Here is a 16,224-nt window from a genome sequence, read left to right on the forward strand (position 1 = left end):
GAGCGGGAGACGTTCCCCCACCCCCCCGCCTGGAACGGGTGCCGCCCGAAGGAGACAACCATGAGACAGCCCCACCCGGCCACCGGCCGCGCGCGCCGCCTCGCCGGCCCGCTGCGCACCTGGCTGCCCGCCGTGGCCGCCGCGCTGCTGGCGGTGCCGGCGGTGCCGGCCGCCGCGGCCGGCACCGCCGGCTACCCCGAACGCCCCATCCGCATGCTGCTGCCATTCGCCGCCGGCGGCGGCGGCGATATCCTCGGCCGCTTCCTGGCCGAGCGCTTCGCGCTCCAGCTCAAACAGCCGGTGGTGGTGGAAAACCGGCCCGGCGCCGCCGGCACCATCGGCACCCATGCGGTGGCCACCGCGGCTCCGGACGGCTACACCATCATGATCGGCGGCATGTCGACGCATCCGCTGGCGCCGGCCGTCTACTCCCGGCTGCCCTACGACCCGGTCAAGGATTTCCAGAGCCTGGGCACCATCGGCAGCTCGTCCATCGTGATGCTGGCGGCCAATCCCTTTCCTGCCGACAACCTCAAGGAACTGGCGGCGCTGGCCCGCAAGCAGGCCGCGCCCATGCAGTACGCGAGCTGGGGCGCGGGCTCGACCGGCCACTTCTGCGGCGAGGTGCTCAGCCAGAAAGCCGGCATCCCGATGCAGCACGTGCCCTACAAGGGCACCTCGCAGATCATCACCGACCTGCTCGGCAACCACATCCCGCTGGCCTTCGTCGACATGGTCACCGCCACGCCTTTCGTCAAGGACGGCAAGCTCAAGGCGCTGGCGGTCTGCACGCGGCGCTCGCCCAGCCTGCCGCAGGTGGCCAGCTACAAGGAACAGGGCATCGACTTCGACCGCGAACTGAGCTGGGCCATGTACGTGCCGGCGAAGACGCCCAGGCCCATCGTCGACAAGCTCTCCGCGGTGCTGGAGACCACGCTGAAGGATCCCGACGTGATCGGCAGGCTGCTGGCGCTCGGCATCACCGCCAGGTACGCCTCCGGCGCGCAGCAGCAGGAGAACAACGCGCGCGATATCCCCGCCTGGAAGGCCATCGCGCAACAGGCGCACATCTCGCTCGATTGAAGCGCCGCGCCACCACACCCATGCGGGCAGGCCTTGCGCCCGCCCGCAGGCTTCAGCATCCCCCTCCACGGAAAGGAACGCCACATCATGTCCAACCCGCTGAACGACGCCCGCCTGCAGACCGTGCGGGACCATATGGCCCTCGAATGCGTGCATGACTGGGACGCCGTCATCGGCACCTTCGCGCATCCGCGCTACGAGATGCACGGCAGTGGCCTGGTCTACGACGGCGAAGAGGCGGTGCGCGGCTACTTCGCCGCCTCGCGCGCCGCCTTCCCCGACCTGAGCAACGAGATCATCGCCATCGCCGCCGCCGGCGACACGGTGCTGGTCGAGTTCTGGCTGCAGGGTACCCACCTCGGCCCGCTGCAGGCCGCCGGCAGGACCTTCGCGCCGACCGGGCGCACCTTCCGCGTGCGCATGGCCGCCGCCTTCGAATTCGCCCCCGGTTCCGACAAGATCGTGTGCGAGCGTCCCTACACCTCGGCCGACGCCAAGCTGCGCGCGCTCGGGCTGCTGTAAGGCGCGCCCGGCGCCCTGCGCAAGGAAGGCTCTGCCGGCAGCGCGATGGACGGCACCCGCCGCGGCCACGGGACTGTCGGCGCTTGCCGGGCAGCCACGGGAGACGGAAGAGGCGCGCGTGGTGCGCCGGGCCGGGCCCGCCTACAATCGAAGCGGCCCGCCCCGGCGTCGGCACTGATCCGCGGCGCGATGGCAGAGGCGCTGCGCGCCGCCGGCGGCATGCAGCGCGCCCGTTCCAGATCCGCAACCAGGTGAAAGATGTCCGCCGAACTCGTCATCGATCTCTTGCACGAAGCCGCCTACGGCACCCTCGCCACCCACTCGACCAGCGCGCCCGGGTATCCCTATGCGACGGTGGTGCCCTATGTCACCGACGCGGCCCATCGTCCGGTCCTCTGCCTCAGCGCGCTGGCCGAGCACACCCGCAACCTGCTGGCCGATCCGCGCGCGAGCCTGTCGGTCCTGCAGCCGGGCGCCGCCGACGTCCAGACCGCGAGCCGGCTGACGCTGCTGGGCGAGGCCGAGCGGATCGAGCCGGACGGCGGCCTGCGCGCGCGCTACCTGCGCTATGCGCCGAACACCGAGGCGCTGCTCTCGCTCGACTTCCACTTCTACCGCCTCAACCCGCGCCGCGTGCGGTATATCGCCGGCTTCGGCCGCATGGGCTGGGTCGAGCAGGCCGAACTCGATGCGCTGCCGGGCCTGGACGCCGGCGTGGAAGCGGACCTGCTCGCCACGCTGGCCACGCAGGTGCCGGATGGTGTATGCGTGCTCGGCCTGGATGCCTGCGGCATCGACCTGGCCGTCGGGGGGCAGCGCGTCAGGGCACGCTTCGCAGAGCGTCCGCTGCAGCCCGAGGCGATCGCCGGCGCCGCGCGCGACATCCTCGCCCGCCCGCGCTGACGGCCGCGGGCCGCGAAGCGACACCCGCCCTCGCCGCAGCGCGGCGTCCTCAAGATGCGATCCGGCCGGCCGATAACCGAGCGGGATGCCCGGCCTTGCGCGCAACGGTAGCCCCTCACGCCGGCAAAGGCTGCCGGCCCTCCCGAACATCTGGCATCAAGGTATGGCAAAGAGAATGTTGACGGCAGCCGCGTGTGGCGCTGCCATGGTCTGGCTGCAGGGCTGCACGGTGGCCCCGACGCCGCAGGAGAAGGCCGCGAGGCTGGCTTCGACACTGAACGTCTACGAGGACAACCGCATCGCCTACCAGGCCCGCGGCGGTTCCTGGAGCAGCTGGGGCTGGAGCAAGGACAAGCAGGCGGTGCTGGCGCTCGAGATGCGCGGCCAGGCCTACAACGCCCGCGACATCGCCCGCGTCACGGTGGTGGAAGTGCGCCCCAGCCGCAGCACCACCTACCGCGTCACCCTGGTACTGAAATCCGGGCAGAGCATCACCGACGACGTCGACTTCAATGGCAACAACGTGGCCTGGCTGGCCTGCGATACGCGCAAGGCCTGCACGCAGCGCTCCCCGTTCGGCAGCAGCGATTACCGGCGCGACCTGGGCGGGATACTTACCGCCATCACGGATGCCGACCTGATGCGCAGCGAGCCGGGCCGCGCTCCCGGCTCCGATCTGATGAACGACTACCGTGCCATTCCGAGCGCGGGCAGCAATCTGCGTGAAGTGGTGTTCCTGGACGAGCCGGGCAAGGCCGAGCTCGTGGCGAAGCTGGATCGCCTGGACGAGCGCTGGAAGCAGGTGCTGCAGCGCCGCGAGCAGCAGCAGGCGGCCGAGCGCGCCGCGCGCCAGGCGCGCGAGGAAGCGATCCAGAAGGAAGCCGCGCAGATGCGCGCGCGCGTGCGTATCGGCACCCAGACCAACTGCGGCGCGGTGTTCGAGGTACGCCTGCCGATGGTCGGCGTGCAGACCATGAATGGCATGCAGTTCCTCCCGCTGTCACAGCTCTACGGGCCCAGCGCGAACTGCCGCTTCGTCAACGGGCAGTACGTCGGGCGCTAGTGCCTAGCGTTGATGTCGGGCGTTGGCGCCGGCGTCAGAGTGGTGCAGGCTGGGCCGGCGCCTTCGCCGCCGGCGCGGAGGCGGCCGGTTGCTTCTTGTCGGCGGCGGCGCTGTAGGCGAAATACCTGGCCTTGGCATTCTTGGCCCAGTAGGCCACGGTGAACTGCCGGCCATCGCGCGCTGAGAGCAATTCCAGGCTGCCGTTGGCGGCCGTCCACTCGGCATAGCCGTTCTGTGCGCCGGACTCGGTCTTGCGCTTCGCCTCGTAGCGGCCATCCAGCTTGCCGCTCACCTCGTCCAGCACCGTGCGCTCGAAGGTCAGCGTCACCAGGGCCACGTTGTCCTGGTCGTCGCAGTTGACGATGGCGCGGGTCAGGCCCGGCAGGTTGAAGCGGGCCAGGTTCTTGATCTCGATCGCGTCGCCGCCGGCCCAGGGCGTCTTGCCGCTGCGCACGTGGTTCTGCGTGGAGGTCAGGCGCGCGCACTTGGTCTTGCCGAGTTCCAGGCCGAGCGGAGCCGCCACGTTGCCGGCGGCGGCGGCCGAGGCGGCCGAGGCGACGGCGCCCCTGGCCGGCGCGGCGGTGCCGGCCGCATTGCCTGCCGCACGACCGGTCGCATTGGCGGTCGCATTGCCGGTCGCATTGCCGGTCGCATTGCCGACCGTGTTACCGGCGGCATGGCCGGTGGCGGCCTGGGCCAGCGAGGTGGCGAGCACGGCGGCGAGGAAAAATGCCTTCTTCATTCGGGAACATCTCCAATCGGTATCCGCAGGATTTTACGGCCTCGGCGCCGCACGGCTTGAGTGAAGCCGTCCAGCGCCGCGCCGGCCCGATGTTCCGATGCCCGGATGCCCCGCCCGGAGCGGATGCGTCCCGCCCGCAGTGCCGTCAGGCCTGCTGCGGATCGTAGAGCTTTTCCTTGATGCAGAGCGCCGGCAGCAGGCCGCACAGGAAGTAGGCACCGCCCATCACCAGGAAGCCGAGCCCGATCGACCCGTCGGTCGCGATGAAGCCGATCGCCGCCGGAGCGATCGCCGCGCCGAGGCGGCCGACGTTATAGGCGCCGCCCACCGCCGAACCGCGGATGCTGGCCTCGAAGCTCTCCGTCATGTAGGTAGCGTTCACGCCGTACGGAATGCCGTAGAGAAAGCCGAAGATCGTCATCAGGTAGACGATGTTCGCCGGCGAGTGATACAGCACGATGACCGGCAGGAAGACCGCCGAGCCGAACGCGCCGATGGCGAACACCGCGCGGCGGCCGAACCTGTCGGCCAGCCATCCGGCCGCGATCTTGCCGAAGATCATCGCCAGGTAGGTGCCCACCATATAGCCGGTCATCGAGGAGAACTTCACGTGCAGTTCCTTCTCGAGGTAGGTCGGCATCCAGTTGTTGACGCCGTAGTAGCCGAACTGCAGCAGGCCCGCCGTGAGCGACCACAGCAGGAACATGCGGCGATGCGCCGGATTGCCGAAGATGCGCTGCATCGCGCTCGGCCCGGCGTTGCCCCGGCGCCGCGCGAGATCGCCCCTGGCGCGCGCGGCGAGGTAGCTCGCGGGCTCGGGGATATAGCGCTGCATCAGCACCGCCAGCACCACCGGCACGATGGCGAGGAAGAACAGCCAGCGCCAGCCGAAGGACGGCAGGATCCAGCCGGCCAGCAGCGTCGCCACCACGTAGCCGACCGACCAGCCGGCCTGGAGCGTGCCGAGCACCGTGGTGCGGCGCGCCGTGGGCACGTATTCGGCCATCAGCGTGTTGCACACCACGTACTGCGCGCCGAGGCCGAGCGAGGCGATGAAGCGGAACACCGCGAACTGCCAGAAGTCATGGGTCAGGCCGAGTGCCGCCGTGCCGAGCGAGAAGACGAGGATGGTCCAGACCACCGTGCGCACGCGGCCGAAGCGGTCGGCGGCCCAGCCGCCATAGATGCCGCCGAAGGCCATGCCCGCCAGCGTGATGCTGCCGAGCGCCCCCGCCTGCACGTTGGACAGGCCGAACTCCTGCTTGAGGCTGGACAGGCTATAGGACAGGAACATCAGGTCGGCGCCATCGACCATCAGCCCGAGAAAGGCGAAAACGAACACCGCGATCCATACCCGGTCGCGTGCGGCCAGTTCGCGCTGGCCGGTCAAACCCACTTCCATCTACTCCTCCAAAGGACGCGCCTGCCTCCCGATCGGCCAGATCCAGCGGATCCGACGATGCGGGCGGACTGCGGCACGTGTCATCACCATGACCCGGCGGCGGGACCGGTACGCGCGCGGCGTCCGTTCCTCTGCTGCGGGCGGCGCCCCGCCTCCGCCCTGCCCGCACGGGGCAAGGGGCTGCCAGGAGGCGCCGATCGCCTGCTGTCCTGCACTGCTGCGCGTGTCACCGGCCCAGGGCCGTGCCCACGCGCTTGACCAGCGCCACGAGGCGCGGGCCGATCTCGTTCTCCAGCATCTCGCGGCTGACCACGAAGGCCGGGCCGCCGCAATTGAATGCCATGCGGGTGCCATCCGGCGCGGTGAACGGCACGCCGACGCTGGCGATGTCCTTGTCCCAGTCGCCGACCGACAGGCAGAAGCCGCGCTCCGCGTATTCCTGCCGGGCCTGCTCCAGCCCTTGGCGGATACGCGGCCACGCCTCGGCGTCCTGCAGGCGCACCTGCTCCAGCACCTCGTCGCGCTCGGCGTCGCCGGCCGCGGCCAGGTAGGCGCGCCCCATCGACGTGGTGGCGATCGGCAGGCGCACGCCGATCCCGCGCATCACCGTGATCGGCGCGCTGCTGCGTACCCATTCGATGTAGACCACCGAGAGCCGGTCACGCACGCCGATCGACACCGAGGCGCGCGCGTGCTCGGCCAGCTCCTGCATCAGCGGCCGCGCCACGTCGCGGATGTCGAGGTTCGACAGCATCGCGTAGCCGAGCGACAGCACGCCCGTGCCGAGGCTGTACTTGCCCAGCGCCTCGCTGTAGCGCAGGTAGCCCAGCTTGGCCAGCGTGCCCGCCAGCCGCGCCACCGTGGCCTTCGGCAGGCCCGCGCGGCGCGCCAGCTCCGACAGGCCGAGGTGGCGCTCGCCCGCGCCGAAGCAACGCAGCAGTTCCAGTCCGCGCGCCAGCGCGGTGACGAACTGGCGGTCCTTGTCCGCGGCGTCGTCGAAACGGGTGATGTCCCGCTGCTCGTAGTTCGGCTTCGGCGCCGCCTCGGCGCCACGTCGGCGGCCACCCGCCACCCGGCTGCCGGTGGATCCCTTGCTTGGACCGGATGCTGTCATAGCGAAAAACTCCATGTCAACGAATTTCAAATTTCGGTTCGCATAGCGGACCATCATAACGGAGACACTGCCGCGAAGGAAATGCCTGCGAATGCCGGCGTATATCGATCCATCCCGCAACAATAGGTCCGATAACCATAGAAATAGGCAATATTAAGGCGAAATCCCGCTATCCATGTGCTGCAGCCTCCATGCGATGGAGGCGCTGGCGCAGCCCTTAGAACAATGAATGGTCCGCAATGCGGACCGAAATGGGGAGCAAGAAAATGTGTGGGGGAAGAAGGCCTGCCACGAAGGCAGCTGGCCCGATGGGTCTTGCGCGAACGGAAGAAGCGGAAGACCCGGCAGGCTAGTTCCCGAGCCTGCGCCGGGGCTTTGCGGCGGCGGTGCGCGCCGGCGGCTTGTCCTGGCGCGGGGCGGGCACCAGGTCGATGCTGCGGCCGGCCTCATGGCCGCCGTCACCGTCGGTGAGGTCGTGGGTCACGTCGAGCACGAAGCGGTCGGCGCGATAGAGGTAGAGGCCGGCATAGGCGATGCGCCCGTCGCGCGCAGTCCACCAGCGCCGGACGCGCACCAGCATGTCGGCCATGCTGCAGTCTGCGCCGCCGGCCAGCAGGTCGGCCGTTTCCTGGTCGGCATAGGCGGCGGTGATTTCCTGGCGGGCCTTGTCCAGCGGGATGCGGTTGTACTGGCGGACCAGGTAGCCGATCTTGTGCCGCTCGTCGCTGCCCGCCGGGAAGCGCGCATAGGTTTCCCGCGCGACATAGCTATCCATCACGCCGTAGGGCTCGCCGTCGTGCAGGTGCAGGGCGCGGATGCGCAGATAAGGCGGGTGCTCGGGCTGCCCGGTGCGCAGCGCCGCGGGCAAGGCGTCGACCGGCTCGCGCAGCAGCACACGGATGGCCTGGCCCGGCGCCAGGCGCAGCGGGTCATTGATTGCGTGGCGCAAGCGTTCGTTGTCCGCCGGCGAGACCACGTCGGCGGTGACGAAGGTGCCGCGGCCCTGGGCACTGCTCACCAGTCCCTCGTCGCTCAGGCGGGCCAGCGCCTGGCGCACGGTGATGGTACCCACGCCGTGAGCGGCGCACAGTTCCGGGATGGTCGGCAGCTGGTCGCCGCGCTTCCATTCGCCCTGCAGGATGCGTCCTCGCAGCAGGCTGGCGATCTGGAGGTAGAGGGCGACACCCTTGCGCCCGGACTTCTGCAATGTGCTCAAGATCACAAGCTCCCGGATTCACGCCTGGGCGGCGCCGCCGGCCGGATTCCCGGCCTGCCGGCGCGCCGGCAGGCTGCTGCGGACGGGACCGGCAGGGCGCAAGCGCCCCGGGTCACGCTCAGGCCTTGGCGACGACGCGCAGGCCCAGCGGCTCGCCGCCGGCCACGATCGCCAGCAGGCGATCGACGTTCGGGTGTGCGCCCGGGCGGTTGCGCGCGTCGGCGGTGTGCTCGGCGAACACGGCGAGGCCGTGTTCGGCCGCCTTGGCGTCGAGCGCGCCGAAGGCCTGCTGCAGGTAGTGGTACACGGCCAGCGAGCCCTGCTTGCCCGGCACGTTCTCGATGCTGGCGCTCACCGCGCCGCCGGCGTCGACCAGTTCGATGCGCTCGATGCCGTCGATGGCGGGAAGCTGGGCGAGGTTGTCCTTGAACACATGGCTCGGCTGGATCACTGCAGTCACTGAATTCACTCCATGGATTTGTCACGCCGCGTGGCGCGGCGGGCCGTATCTTATCCGATCGAGCCCGGGACGGCCGGCGTCAGGCAGCCGGCCGCCGGCGCGCCCCGCCGTCGCTTTCGCTCTCGCTCAGCGCGCCGTAGATCCAGTGGCGCAGGTCTCGGCGGATCTGGCTGGCGGTCGACGGCAGCAGCTGGGTCATGAACACCACCGCCAGGTCCTCCACCGGATCGATCCAGAAGCTGGTGCTGGCGCCGCCGCCCCAGAAATAATCCCCCGCGCTGCCCGGCATCATGGTGGCGGCCACATCCTGCGTGACAGCGAAGCCGAGGCCGAAACCCAGCCCCGGATAGACCGCCTCGCTGAAGCTGGAGCGCGACATCCTGTCCAGCGTGTTGCCGCCGGGCAGATGGTTCATCGTCATCAGCGCCACCGTCTTGGGGCTCAGTACCTGCTGCCCGTCGATCGAGCCGCCTGCCAGCAGCATGCGGCAGAAGCGAAGATAGTCGTGGGCGGTCGACACCAGGCCGCTGCCGCCCGAGGCCAGGGCCGGAACGCGGCGGAAGCTGCTGTGCGCGGGGTCGTCCTGCAGCGCCAGCCCGCCTCCGGGCGCCGGGCTGTAGCAGGCGCACAGGCGCTCGGCCTTGCTGTCCGGCACGAAGAAGCCCGTGTCGGGCATGCCGACCGGGCCGAAGACCGCCTCCTGCAGGTAGTCGGCGAAGGGCCGCCCGGAGATCGTCTCGACCAGATAGCCCAGCACATGCGTCGCCACCGAATAGTTCCACGCTTCACCCGGCGAGTAGTCGAGCGGGAGCTGGCTCAGGCTCTCGATCATGCCGGCCAGCCCGGTCGGATTGTCCGGTTCGCCGAGGGCGAGCTCGCGATAGGCCGCGTCGACATTGGTGCGGGCCTGGAAATAATAGGTCAGGCCCGCGGTATGGCGCAGCAGGTCCACCACCAGCATCTCGCGGTTAAGCGGGCGGGTGTGGAAACCGCCGAGGCTGCGCGCGCCGGCCACGGCCACGCCGAGATGCTTCCACGCCGGGATGAAGCGGGAGACCGGATCGTCGAGAGCAACCAGGCCTTGCTCGACCAGTGTCATGAACGCCACGCTGGTGACCGGCTTGCTCATGGAGTAGATGCGGAAGATGGCGTCCTCGCGCATGGGCCGGGCGCGCTCCAGGTCCATCGAGCCGATTACGTTGCGGTGCACGAGCTCGCCGCGCCGGTGCACCAGCGTGACCGCGCCCGGTAGCCGGCCGGGCGCCACGTAGCGCGCATCCAGCCACGCATCGAACGCCGCCAGCCGTCCGGCCGAAAACCCCAGTCGCTCTGCCTTGGTCATCTGTGTTTCTCCTGTGTTCTGTGCTGGCACCGGCCCGAACGAACGGGAAACGGATGTGAAACGGACGGAAGGAGACGGATGCCCCCTCGCGCTCCGGCGCACGTTGCTGCCGCATCAAGTCATTCTAAAAATAGAATGATAGCATCTTTGCGCATGACAAAGCACTTGCTCCAGGCCTCGGGCAAGCCAGCCACGGCAATCAGGCAGCCAGGCAACCAGGTAATCAGGCTGTCAGGGAGAAGGAAAGGAAGAGCGCTCAGGCTACGTCCGGCACCGCCGCGCGCACGCCCATCTTGGCGCCGACGCGCGCCTCGTCGACCAGGAAATCGATGAAGGCCCGCACCTTGGTCGGCAGGAACTTGCGGCTGGGGTAGACCACGCTGACGTCGCGGCGCGGCAGCTGGTATTGCGGCAGGACATGCACCAGCCGCCCGGCTTCGATCTCGGGCCGCACCACGTAGGAGCCCAGCATCGCCACGCCCAGGTCGGCCAGGGCAGCCTGGTGGGCCAGTTCGGCATTGCTGCAAAGCAGGCTGGCCCGAACCGGCACCGTCAGCTCGCCTTCCGGGCCGGTCAGCGTCCACTCGGTATCCAGGCCTGTCAGGCGCATGGCGATGCAGCTGTGCTGGCTCAGTTCGCGCGGGTGGGTCAAGGGCGGGTGGGCGCGCAGGTAGCCGGGCGAAGCGCACATCACGATCTCCGCCGAGACCAGCGGCCGCGCCACCAGGTGCGGGCCCAGGCCCAGGTCCGACAGCATCACGGCAACGTCGCGCCCCTCCTCCACGATGTCGACATTGCGGTCGGACAGCATCACGTCGAAGACCACCTCGGGGTAGCGCTGCTGGAAACGCGCCATCAAGGCCGGCAGCAGGTGCAGGCCGAACATCACCGGTGTGACCAGCCGCAGCGTGCCCGACAGCGACTGGCTGCGCGCGGTGACCAGGCCTTCCGCCTCGTCGAGGTCTTCCAGGATCTGCTGGCAGCGCTGCAGATAGGTCTCGCCGGCGTCGGTCAGGGACAGGCTGCGCGTGGTGCGGTTCAGCAGGCGGGTGCCGAGGTGGCTCTCCAGGTCGGCCACGTAGCGGGTCACGACGGCGTTGGACATTTCGAGCTGCTGCGCCGCACGGGCGAAGCTGCCCAGTTCCACCACCTTGGTGAAGACACGCATCGATTGCAGACGATCCATGGCACAGTCCCCCGGCCCGTCCCGGAATTCTTTCCGTAGCGCGGCCTATTTATTGTCAAAAACAAAACCAATCATTTCCGCCGCCAGCATTTATTGAAATAAGGGAAACGCCTAATATTCCGCCATCGGATGTCGCAATGCAGCAGACCAAATACAAGACGCGGCATCCCGTTGAAGAAACGGAGTGAGTGAGCCATGAAGACCTACCAATACGCCCTGATCGTCGTCACCGCCATCGCCGCCGCCCTGACGGCCGCTCCGGCGCTGGCCAAGAGTGGCAGATTCGACACTTACAGCGACGGCGCCCGTACCGCCCGCTATGACGTCTACACCGACGGCGCCAAGAGCGGCGCGAAGTTCGACACCTTCGTCGACGGCGCCAAGTCCGCCAGGTTCGACAGCTACAGCGACGGCGCCCGTTACGAAACGACCGACCGCGCACCGCTGTAAGGCGCGGCGCGGCAGGCCGCATACCGGCGCGCCTTGCGCGTGCCCGCCGCCCTCAGCGGAACGCCTCGCTCCAATACCCTTCCACCTGCCTGACCAGCGGCTCGGGCAACGCCACATAGTGCTCGCGGTCGGCGTCCGCCTGCCCCTCCTGCAGCACCCAGCGGAAGAAGGCTAGCGCGTCCCTGGCATCGCCCGCGCTCTTGCCGCGGCGTTGCATCAGCACGTAGACCACCCCGGTGATGGGCCAGGCCTTGTCCCCGGAGGCGTTGGTGATGACCTGGTAGAAGTCCTGCTGCGGCGTCCATTGCGCCGACGCCACCGCCGCACTGAAGCTATCCCAGGTCGGCTGCACGAAGACGCCCGCCTGGTTGCGCACCGCGGCGTAGGCCAGCTTGCGCTGCAACGCATAGGTCAGCTCGACATAGCCGATCGCCCCCTTGACGTTACGGATGTAGAGCGACACACCATCGCTGCCGCTGGCGCCGAAGCCGACCGGCCAGCGTACCGTGGTGCCGGCGCCGACCTGGCGTTGCCAGCCATCGCTGACCTTGGACAGGTAATCGGTCCAGTTGAAGGTGGTGCCCGACAGGTCGCTGCGGTGGACCACCACGATCTTGCGGTCGGGCAGGACCAGGCCGGGATTGTCGGCGGCGATGGCCGGATCGTTCCAGTTGCTGATCGTGCCCAGGTAGATGCGGGCCAGCAGCGGCCCCGTGAGGTGGAGCTGGCCGGGCTGGATGCCGTCCAGGTTCACCACCGGCACCACGCCCCCGACCACGAGCGGGAACTGCGCCAGCCCGGCGCTGTGCAGTTCCTCCGGCCTGAGCGGCATGTCGGTCGCGCCGAAGGTCACCGAGCCGGCCTTGACCTGCTGGATGCCGCCGCCCGAGCCGATCGGCTGGTAGTCCACCGCCTTGCCGGTCTTGGAGTAATAGGAGGCAGCCCACTTGGCCAGCACCGGGTAGACGAAGGTCGAGCCCGCGCCGGTGATCTCGCTGCCGTGCGCAGCAGGCAGGAGGAACGCCAGGGACAACAACGACCGCCGGATGAGGCCCGGCAGCCAGCGCCGCGCGGCGCCGCTCAGGTCGGAACGGTCCATGCCGGCACCTCCGCTTGTTCTTGCTCTTGCAGGATCCAGGATCCGCGGCCGCATCGGCGCACCGGTACGCCAGGCCGGCCCGCGCCGCGCCGGGTGCCGCGCCGGGTGCCGCGCGATCGCGATCAGGCGGCGCGGCGATTCCGAGGCAGCGATAGGGCCATTCTAGGACGCCGCGGGGCGCTGCACAGGACGGCGTTGTCCCCGGCCGGCCGGCGCCCCGCGGGAGCGTCCGTCACTGCACCACGAATTCCGTGAACAACACCTCGCCGACCTGCCCGTCGGCGCGGCTGCCCTTGGCCACGGCAGCGACCTGCGCCAGCAGCGCCTCGCGCAGCGCCGCCTTGCCCTCGGCGGAGACGATGCGGTCGGCATGCTGGCTCGCCAGCGTGTTGAGGACGCGGTCGCGGATCTCCGGCATGCGGGCGGTCAGCGCCTCCTTGGCGTCGGGGCCGGCCAGCTTGAGGGTGATGGCGATGCGCAGCAGGTGGGCCGCCGAGCCGTCGTCGCTCAGGTTCACCACCAGCGGATCGAGCGGCAGGTAGGCCGGCGCCGCGGCCGGTGCCGGCGCGGCGCCCGCCGCCTTGCCGCGCAGCCCCCACCACCAGTAGCCCGCGCCGGCGGCCGCGACGACCAGCAGCACGGCCAGGACGGCCAGCAGCAGGCGCGTGCCGGTCTTGCCGGCACCCGGTGCGGTGGACGTCGGCTTCGATTGGAGAGTGGCAGCTTTGGACATCGTAAGGTGGTCTTGGTGAACGAAAAGGCGGGACCGGGACGCCACCGGTCCGCGCATGCATGGTGCGTACCCGCAACATGGGCAGCACATGCTCGGTACATACGGAGCACATGTTCAACACATGTTCAACACATGCTCGGCACATGTACCGCACATCATCGGCGCACCATCGTCTAACGGCAGGAAGCGGCCCGGCTTGAGTCCGGCGCGCCGGCGCGGGCGGCCCGTCCCGGCGCACCTTGCATGGCAATAACGCAACGCCCCGGCAGCCCTGGGCGCCGCGCAGGGCGGCGCCCAGCCGACTTCGCACGCCACTGCGCGCAAAGCGGCCGATGGCGCGGCCACGCGGCCTGCCCGCATGCTACGATCTCGCGAAAATACAATGCCGTAGCCGCCTCCCCGCGATCGCCATGCACAGGAACCGCCCGAACAGGAACGTCAAGTTCTCAGCCAGCCCCGTGCTGCAGACCCGTACATCGCTCTGGCGCTCCAAGCTGGTGGTCGGCTTCATCACCCTCGCCTTCGGCGGACTGGTCTCCCGCGCCTTCTGGATCGCCGGCCCCGGCAACAGCTTCTTCATCGCCCAGGGCGAAAAGCGCTACGAGCACGCCATCGTGATGCCCGCCGTGCGCGGCAAGATCGAGGACCGCGACGGCCACGTGCTGGCCACCAGCCTGCCCATGCGCACCATCTGGGCCGTGCCCGCCGAAGTCCCCGCCGACCTGCCCGACCAGCAGCTGGCCCAGGCCGGCAAGCTGCTCGAGATGCCGGTGCGCGAACTGCGCAGCAAGCTGATCGGCGAGCGCAAGTTCGTCTACGTCAAGCGCCAGGTCTCGCCCGAGGTCGGCAAGCAGATCGAGGCGCTCGGCATTCCGGGCGTCTACGAAAGCAGCGAGTACAAGCGCTTCTACCCCGAAGGCGAAGTGACCGCCCACGTGGTCGGCTTCACCAATGTCGAGGACAAGGGCCAGGAAGGCATGGAACTGGGCGAGGAAACCCAGCTCGAAGGCCGCTCGGGCGTGCGCCACGTCATCAAGGACCGCATCGGCCACACCATCGAGGACCTGGACGATTCCACGCCGGCGCGCGTGGGCGCCGACGTCCGCCTGACGCTCGACACGCGCGTGCAGTACGTCGCTTACCAGGCGCTGAAGAACGCGCTGGAGCGCACCGGCGCCAAGGCCGGCATGGCGGTGGTGATCGACGTCAAGGCCGGCCAGGTGCTGGCGCTGGCCAACCTGCCCACCTACAACCCCAACGACCGCGAGCACCTGACCGGCGAGCAGCTGCGCAACCGCGTCTTCACCGATGTGTTCGAGCCGGGCTCCATCCTCAAGCCCTTCACCATGGCGCTGGCGCTGGACCTGCACCGCCTCACGCCTGCCACCCTGATCGACACCGGCCCGGGCCGCTACGTGTTCGAGGGCGCCACCATCACCGACGACAGCGCCAACGGCGTGCTGACGGCGGCCGGCGTGATCCAGAAGTCCAGCAATATCGGCATGACCAAGGTCTCGACGATGCTGCACGCCGAAGAGATGTGGGACATGTTCACCGAGATCGGCCTGGGCCAGGCGCCCAAGCTCGGCTTCCCCGGCGCGGTCACCGGCCGCGTGCGGCCGTTCAAGAAATGGCGCCCCATCGAACAGGCCACCATGGCCTACGGCTACGGCATCTCGGCCTCGCTGTTCCAGCTCGCGCGCGCCTACACCATCTTCGCCAACGACGGCATGCTGGCCCCGATCACCATCCTCCAGGGCGACCCCGCCGCGCAAACCAAGGGCGTGCGCGTGATCGACAGCAAGACCGCCGCCGAGATGCGCCAGATGCTGGCCGGCGTGGTCAGCGTGGGCGGCACCGCCACCACCGCCCAGGTCGACGGCTACAGCATCGGCGGCAAGACCGGCACCGCCTACAAGGCCGGCGCCCACGGCTACGACCACTCCAAGTACCGCGCCTCCTTCGTCGGCCTCGCGCCGCTGTCCGCGCCGCGCCTGGTGATCGCCGTGTCCATCGACGAACCCAAGGCCTCGCAGCACTTCGGCGGCCAGGCCGCCGGCCCGGCCTTCGCCGAGATCGCCTCGCAGGCGCTGCCGCTGCTGGGCATCCGCCCCGACCTGCCGTTCAAGCCCGGCGCCATCCTGGCGGCGCCAACCGACATGCCGCAGGACAACCTGCCGGCCGGCAAGCCCGGCGGGCCGCTGGGCGGCCACGCCTGAAGCAGGATCCCCGCGTGGCCGGGCCGGCCACGCCAGGCGCCCCCGCTCCCATGCGTGCCCATCGTGACGATCATGACAAGCGACCTGGAAACCGAGAACCGCGCTACGGGCGCGCGTCTCTGCGCTGGAAAGCGAGCTGTCCTTCCTGCGCATGCATACGGCCGTCCTGCAGGGCATGAAGGGGGAAACGCTGGTCGCCGACCTTACAGGCGGAGAACTGACGGACTTTGCGGCTGAGCACGATATCGTCGTGGGTGGCTCCGTCACCGTCGAGGTGAAATTCAGCAAACTGAACACACCAGTCGCGCGAGCGGCAACCAGGCGCTGGAACTGGAGCAAACCCCTCGGCTGGAAAGACAAGGGGAAAAGCTTCGACTTCCTCGTTCTCGTCGGCGAAAAGGACATGCGCTATCCGAATCAGTACCTGGACGATGCGCCGTACGTGTTCTTCCTGATCCCCAAGGCCAGGGTCGGGGAGATCCTTACCCAGGGGAGCACCATCGGTGCCAACGTCCAAATCACGACCCACCTCGCCAGAGCCCGCTCGCCGGCATCACCAGCACTGAAGTCATTCCATGTCCCAGCCGCAACGGTGACCGCTCTGCTTGGACGCGCCCGAGCGACCTAGCCTCCGGGCCCGAGGGCTCCGATGCGCATCACCGAGATCCGCGAGCACCCCATCCCGGTCTC

Annotated in this window: 16 protein-coding genes; 7 read left to right on the forward strand and 9 right to left on the reverse strand. The window is 69.2% G+C overall.

All coding sequences use genetic code 11. The annotated features are described in order from the left end of the window. Positions 1-60 precede the first annotated feature (60 nt). The 4 genes from BKK81_RS19470 to BKK81_RS19485 all read left to right on the forward strand — a co-directional run bounded on the left by BKK81_RS19470 (position 61) and on the right by BKK81_RS19485 (position 3,571). On the forward strand, positions 61-1,083 hold the full coding sequence (locus BKK81_RS19470; RefSeq protein ID WP_083384273.1) for a Bug family tripartite tricarboxylate transporter substrate binding protein: 1,023 nt from the start codon (positions 61-63) through the stop codon (positions 1,081-1,083). Positions 1,084-1,170: 87 nt separating this feature from the next. Beyond that, positions 1,171-1,605 (forward strand): ester cyclase, encoded by a 435-nt coding sequence (locus BKK81_RS19475; protein WP_071016916.1) that lies wholly within the window; start codon positions 1,171-1,173, stop codon positions 1,603-1,605. A 258-nt stretch (positions 1,606-1,863) separates the two neighbouring features. Then, positions 1,864-2,508: a HugZ family pyridoxamine 5'-phosphate oxidase gene (locus BKK81_RS19480; protein ID WP_071016919.1), complete on the forward strand. Its 645-nt coding sequence runs from the start codon at positions 1,864-1,866 to the stop codon at positions 2,506-2,508. 205 nt (positions 2,509-2,713) lie between these two features. Beyond that, positions 2,714-3,571: a hypothetical protein gene (locus BKK81_RS19485; protein WP_071016921.1), complete on the forward strand. Its 858-nt coding sequence runs from the start codon at positions 2,714-2,716 to the stop codon at positions 3,569-3,571. 34 nt (positions 3,572-3,605) lie between these two features. Here BKK81_RS19485 and BKK81_RS19490 read toward each other — a convergent pair whose 3' ends face one another. From BKK81_RS19490 to BKK81_RS19520, 7 genes are all read right to left on the reverse strand, one after another. Then, on the reverse strand, positions 3,606-4,313 hold the full coding sequence (locus BKK81_RS19490) for a hypothetical protein (RefSeq protein WP_231908174.1): 708 nt from the start codon (positions 4,311-4,313) through the stop codon (positions 3,606-3,608). Between the two features lie 145 nt (positions 4,314-4,458). Beyond that, positions 4,459-5,715, reverse strand: a complete 1,257-nt coding sequence (locus BKK81_RS19495; protein WP_071016923.1) for an MFS transporter — start codon at positions 5,713-5,715, stop codon at positions 4,459-4,461. 226 nt (positions 5,716-5,941) lie between these two features. Further along, complete coding sequence (locus tag BKK81_RS19500) at positions 5,942-6,829, reverse strand: IclR family transcriptional regulator (protein WP_083384712.1); 888 nt, start codon at positions 6,827-6,829, stop codon at positions 5,942-5,944. Between the two features lie 349 nt (positions 6,830-7,178). After that, positions 7,179-8,045 carry a GntR family transcriptional regulator gene (locus tag BKK81_RS19505; protein ID WP_156811395.1) on the reverse strand — a complete coding sequence of 289 codons (867 nt, stop codon included), beginning with the start codon at positions 8,043-8,045 and terminating at the stop codon, positions 7,179-7,181. 118 nt (positions 8,046-8,163) lie between these two features. Beyond that, positions 8,164-8,496 (reverse strand): DUF2322 family protein, encoded by a 333-nt coding sequence (locus tag BKK81_RS19510; protein WP_071016927.1) that lies wholly within the window; start codon positions 8,494-8,496, stop codon positions 8,164-8,166. Between the two features lie 88 nt (positions 8,497-8,584). Continuing rightward, entirely contained in the window at positions 8,585-9,847 is a 1,263-nt protein-coding gene (locus BKK81_RS19515) for a serine hydrolase domain-containing protein (RefSeq protein ID WP_071016929.1), read from the reverse strand. Positions 9,848-10,103: 256 nt separating this feature from the next. Further along, positions 10,104-11,033, reverse strand: coding sequence for a LysR family transcriptional regulator (locus tag BKK81_RS19520; protein ID WP_071016931.1), 930 nt, complete (start codon positions 11,031-11,033; stop codon positions 10,104-10,106). 195 nt (positions 11,034-11,228) lie between these two features. Here BKK81_RS19520 and BKK81_RS19525 point away from each other — a divergent pair, with 195 nt between their 5' ends. After that, positions 11,229-11,483 (forward strand): hypothetical protein, encoded by a 255-nt coding sequence (locus BKK81_RS19525; RefSeq protein WP_071016933.1) that lies wholly within the window; start codon positions 11,229-11,231, stop codon positions 11,481-11,483. Between the two features lie 52 nt (positions 11,484-11,535). Here the strand turns inward: BKK81_RS19525 and pstS are convergent, their stop codons facing one another. Together pstS and BKK81_RS19535 are read right to left on the reverse strand one after the other, a co-directional pair. Beyond that, positions 11,536-12,582 (reverse strand): phosphate ABC transporter substrate-binding protein PstS, encoded by a 1,047-nt coding sequence (gene pstS, locus BKK81_RS19530; protein WP_071016935.1) that lies wholly within the window; start codon positions 12,580-12,582, stop codon positions 11,536-11,538. A 232-nt stretch (positions 12,583-12,814) separates the two neighbouring features. Next, complete coding sequence (locus BKK81_RS19535) at positions 12,815-13,315, reverse strand: flagellar basal body-associated FliL family protein (RefSeq protein ID WP_071016936.1); 501 nt, start codon at positions 13,313-13,315, stop codon at positions 12,815-12,817. A 410-nt stretch (positions 13,316-13,725) separates the two neighbouring features. Here BKK81_RS19535 and BKK81_RS19540 point away from each other — a divergent pair, with 410 nt between their 5' ends. Beyond that, positions 13,726-15,534: a peptidoglycan D,D-transpeptidase FtsI family protein gene (locus BKK81_RS19540; protein WP_071016938.1), complete on the forward strand. Its 1,809-nt coding sequence runs from the start codon at positions 13,726-13,728 to the stop codon at positions 15,532-15,534. Between the two features lie 151 nt (positions 15,535-15,685). Then, positions 15,686-16,162, forward strand: coding sequence for a hypothetical protein (locus tag BKK81_RS19545; protein ID WP_071016940.1), 477 nt, complete (start codon positions 15,686-15,688; stop codon positions 16,160-16,162). The last annotated feature ends 62 nt before the right edge of the window (positions 16,163-16,224 follow it).

This window comes from Cupriavidus sp. USMAHM13 (assembly GCF_001854285.1).
Lineage (GTDB): Bacteria > Pseudomonadota > Gammaproteobacteria > Burkholderiales > Burkholderiaceae > Cupriavidus > Cupriavidus malaysiensis.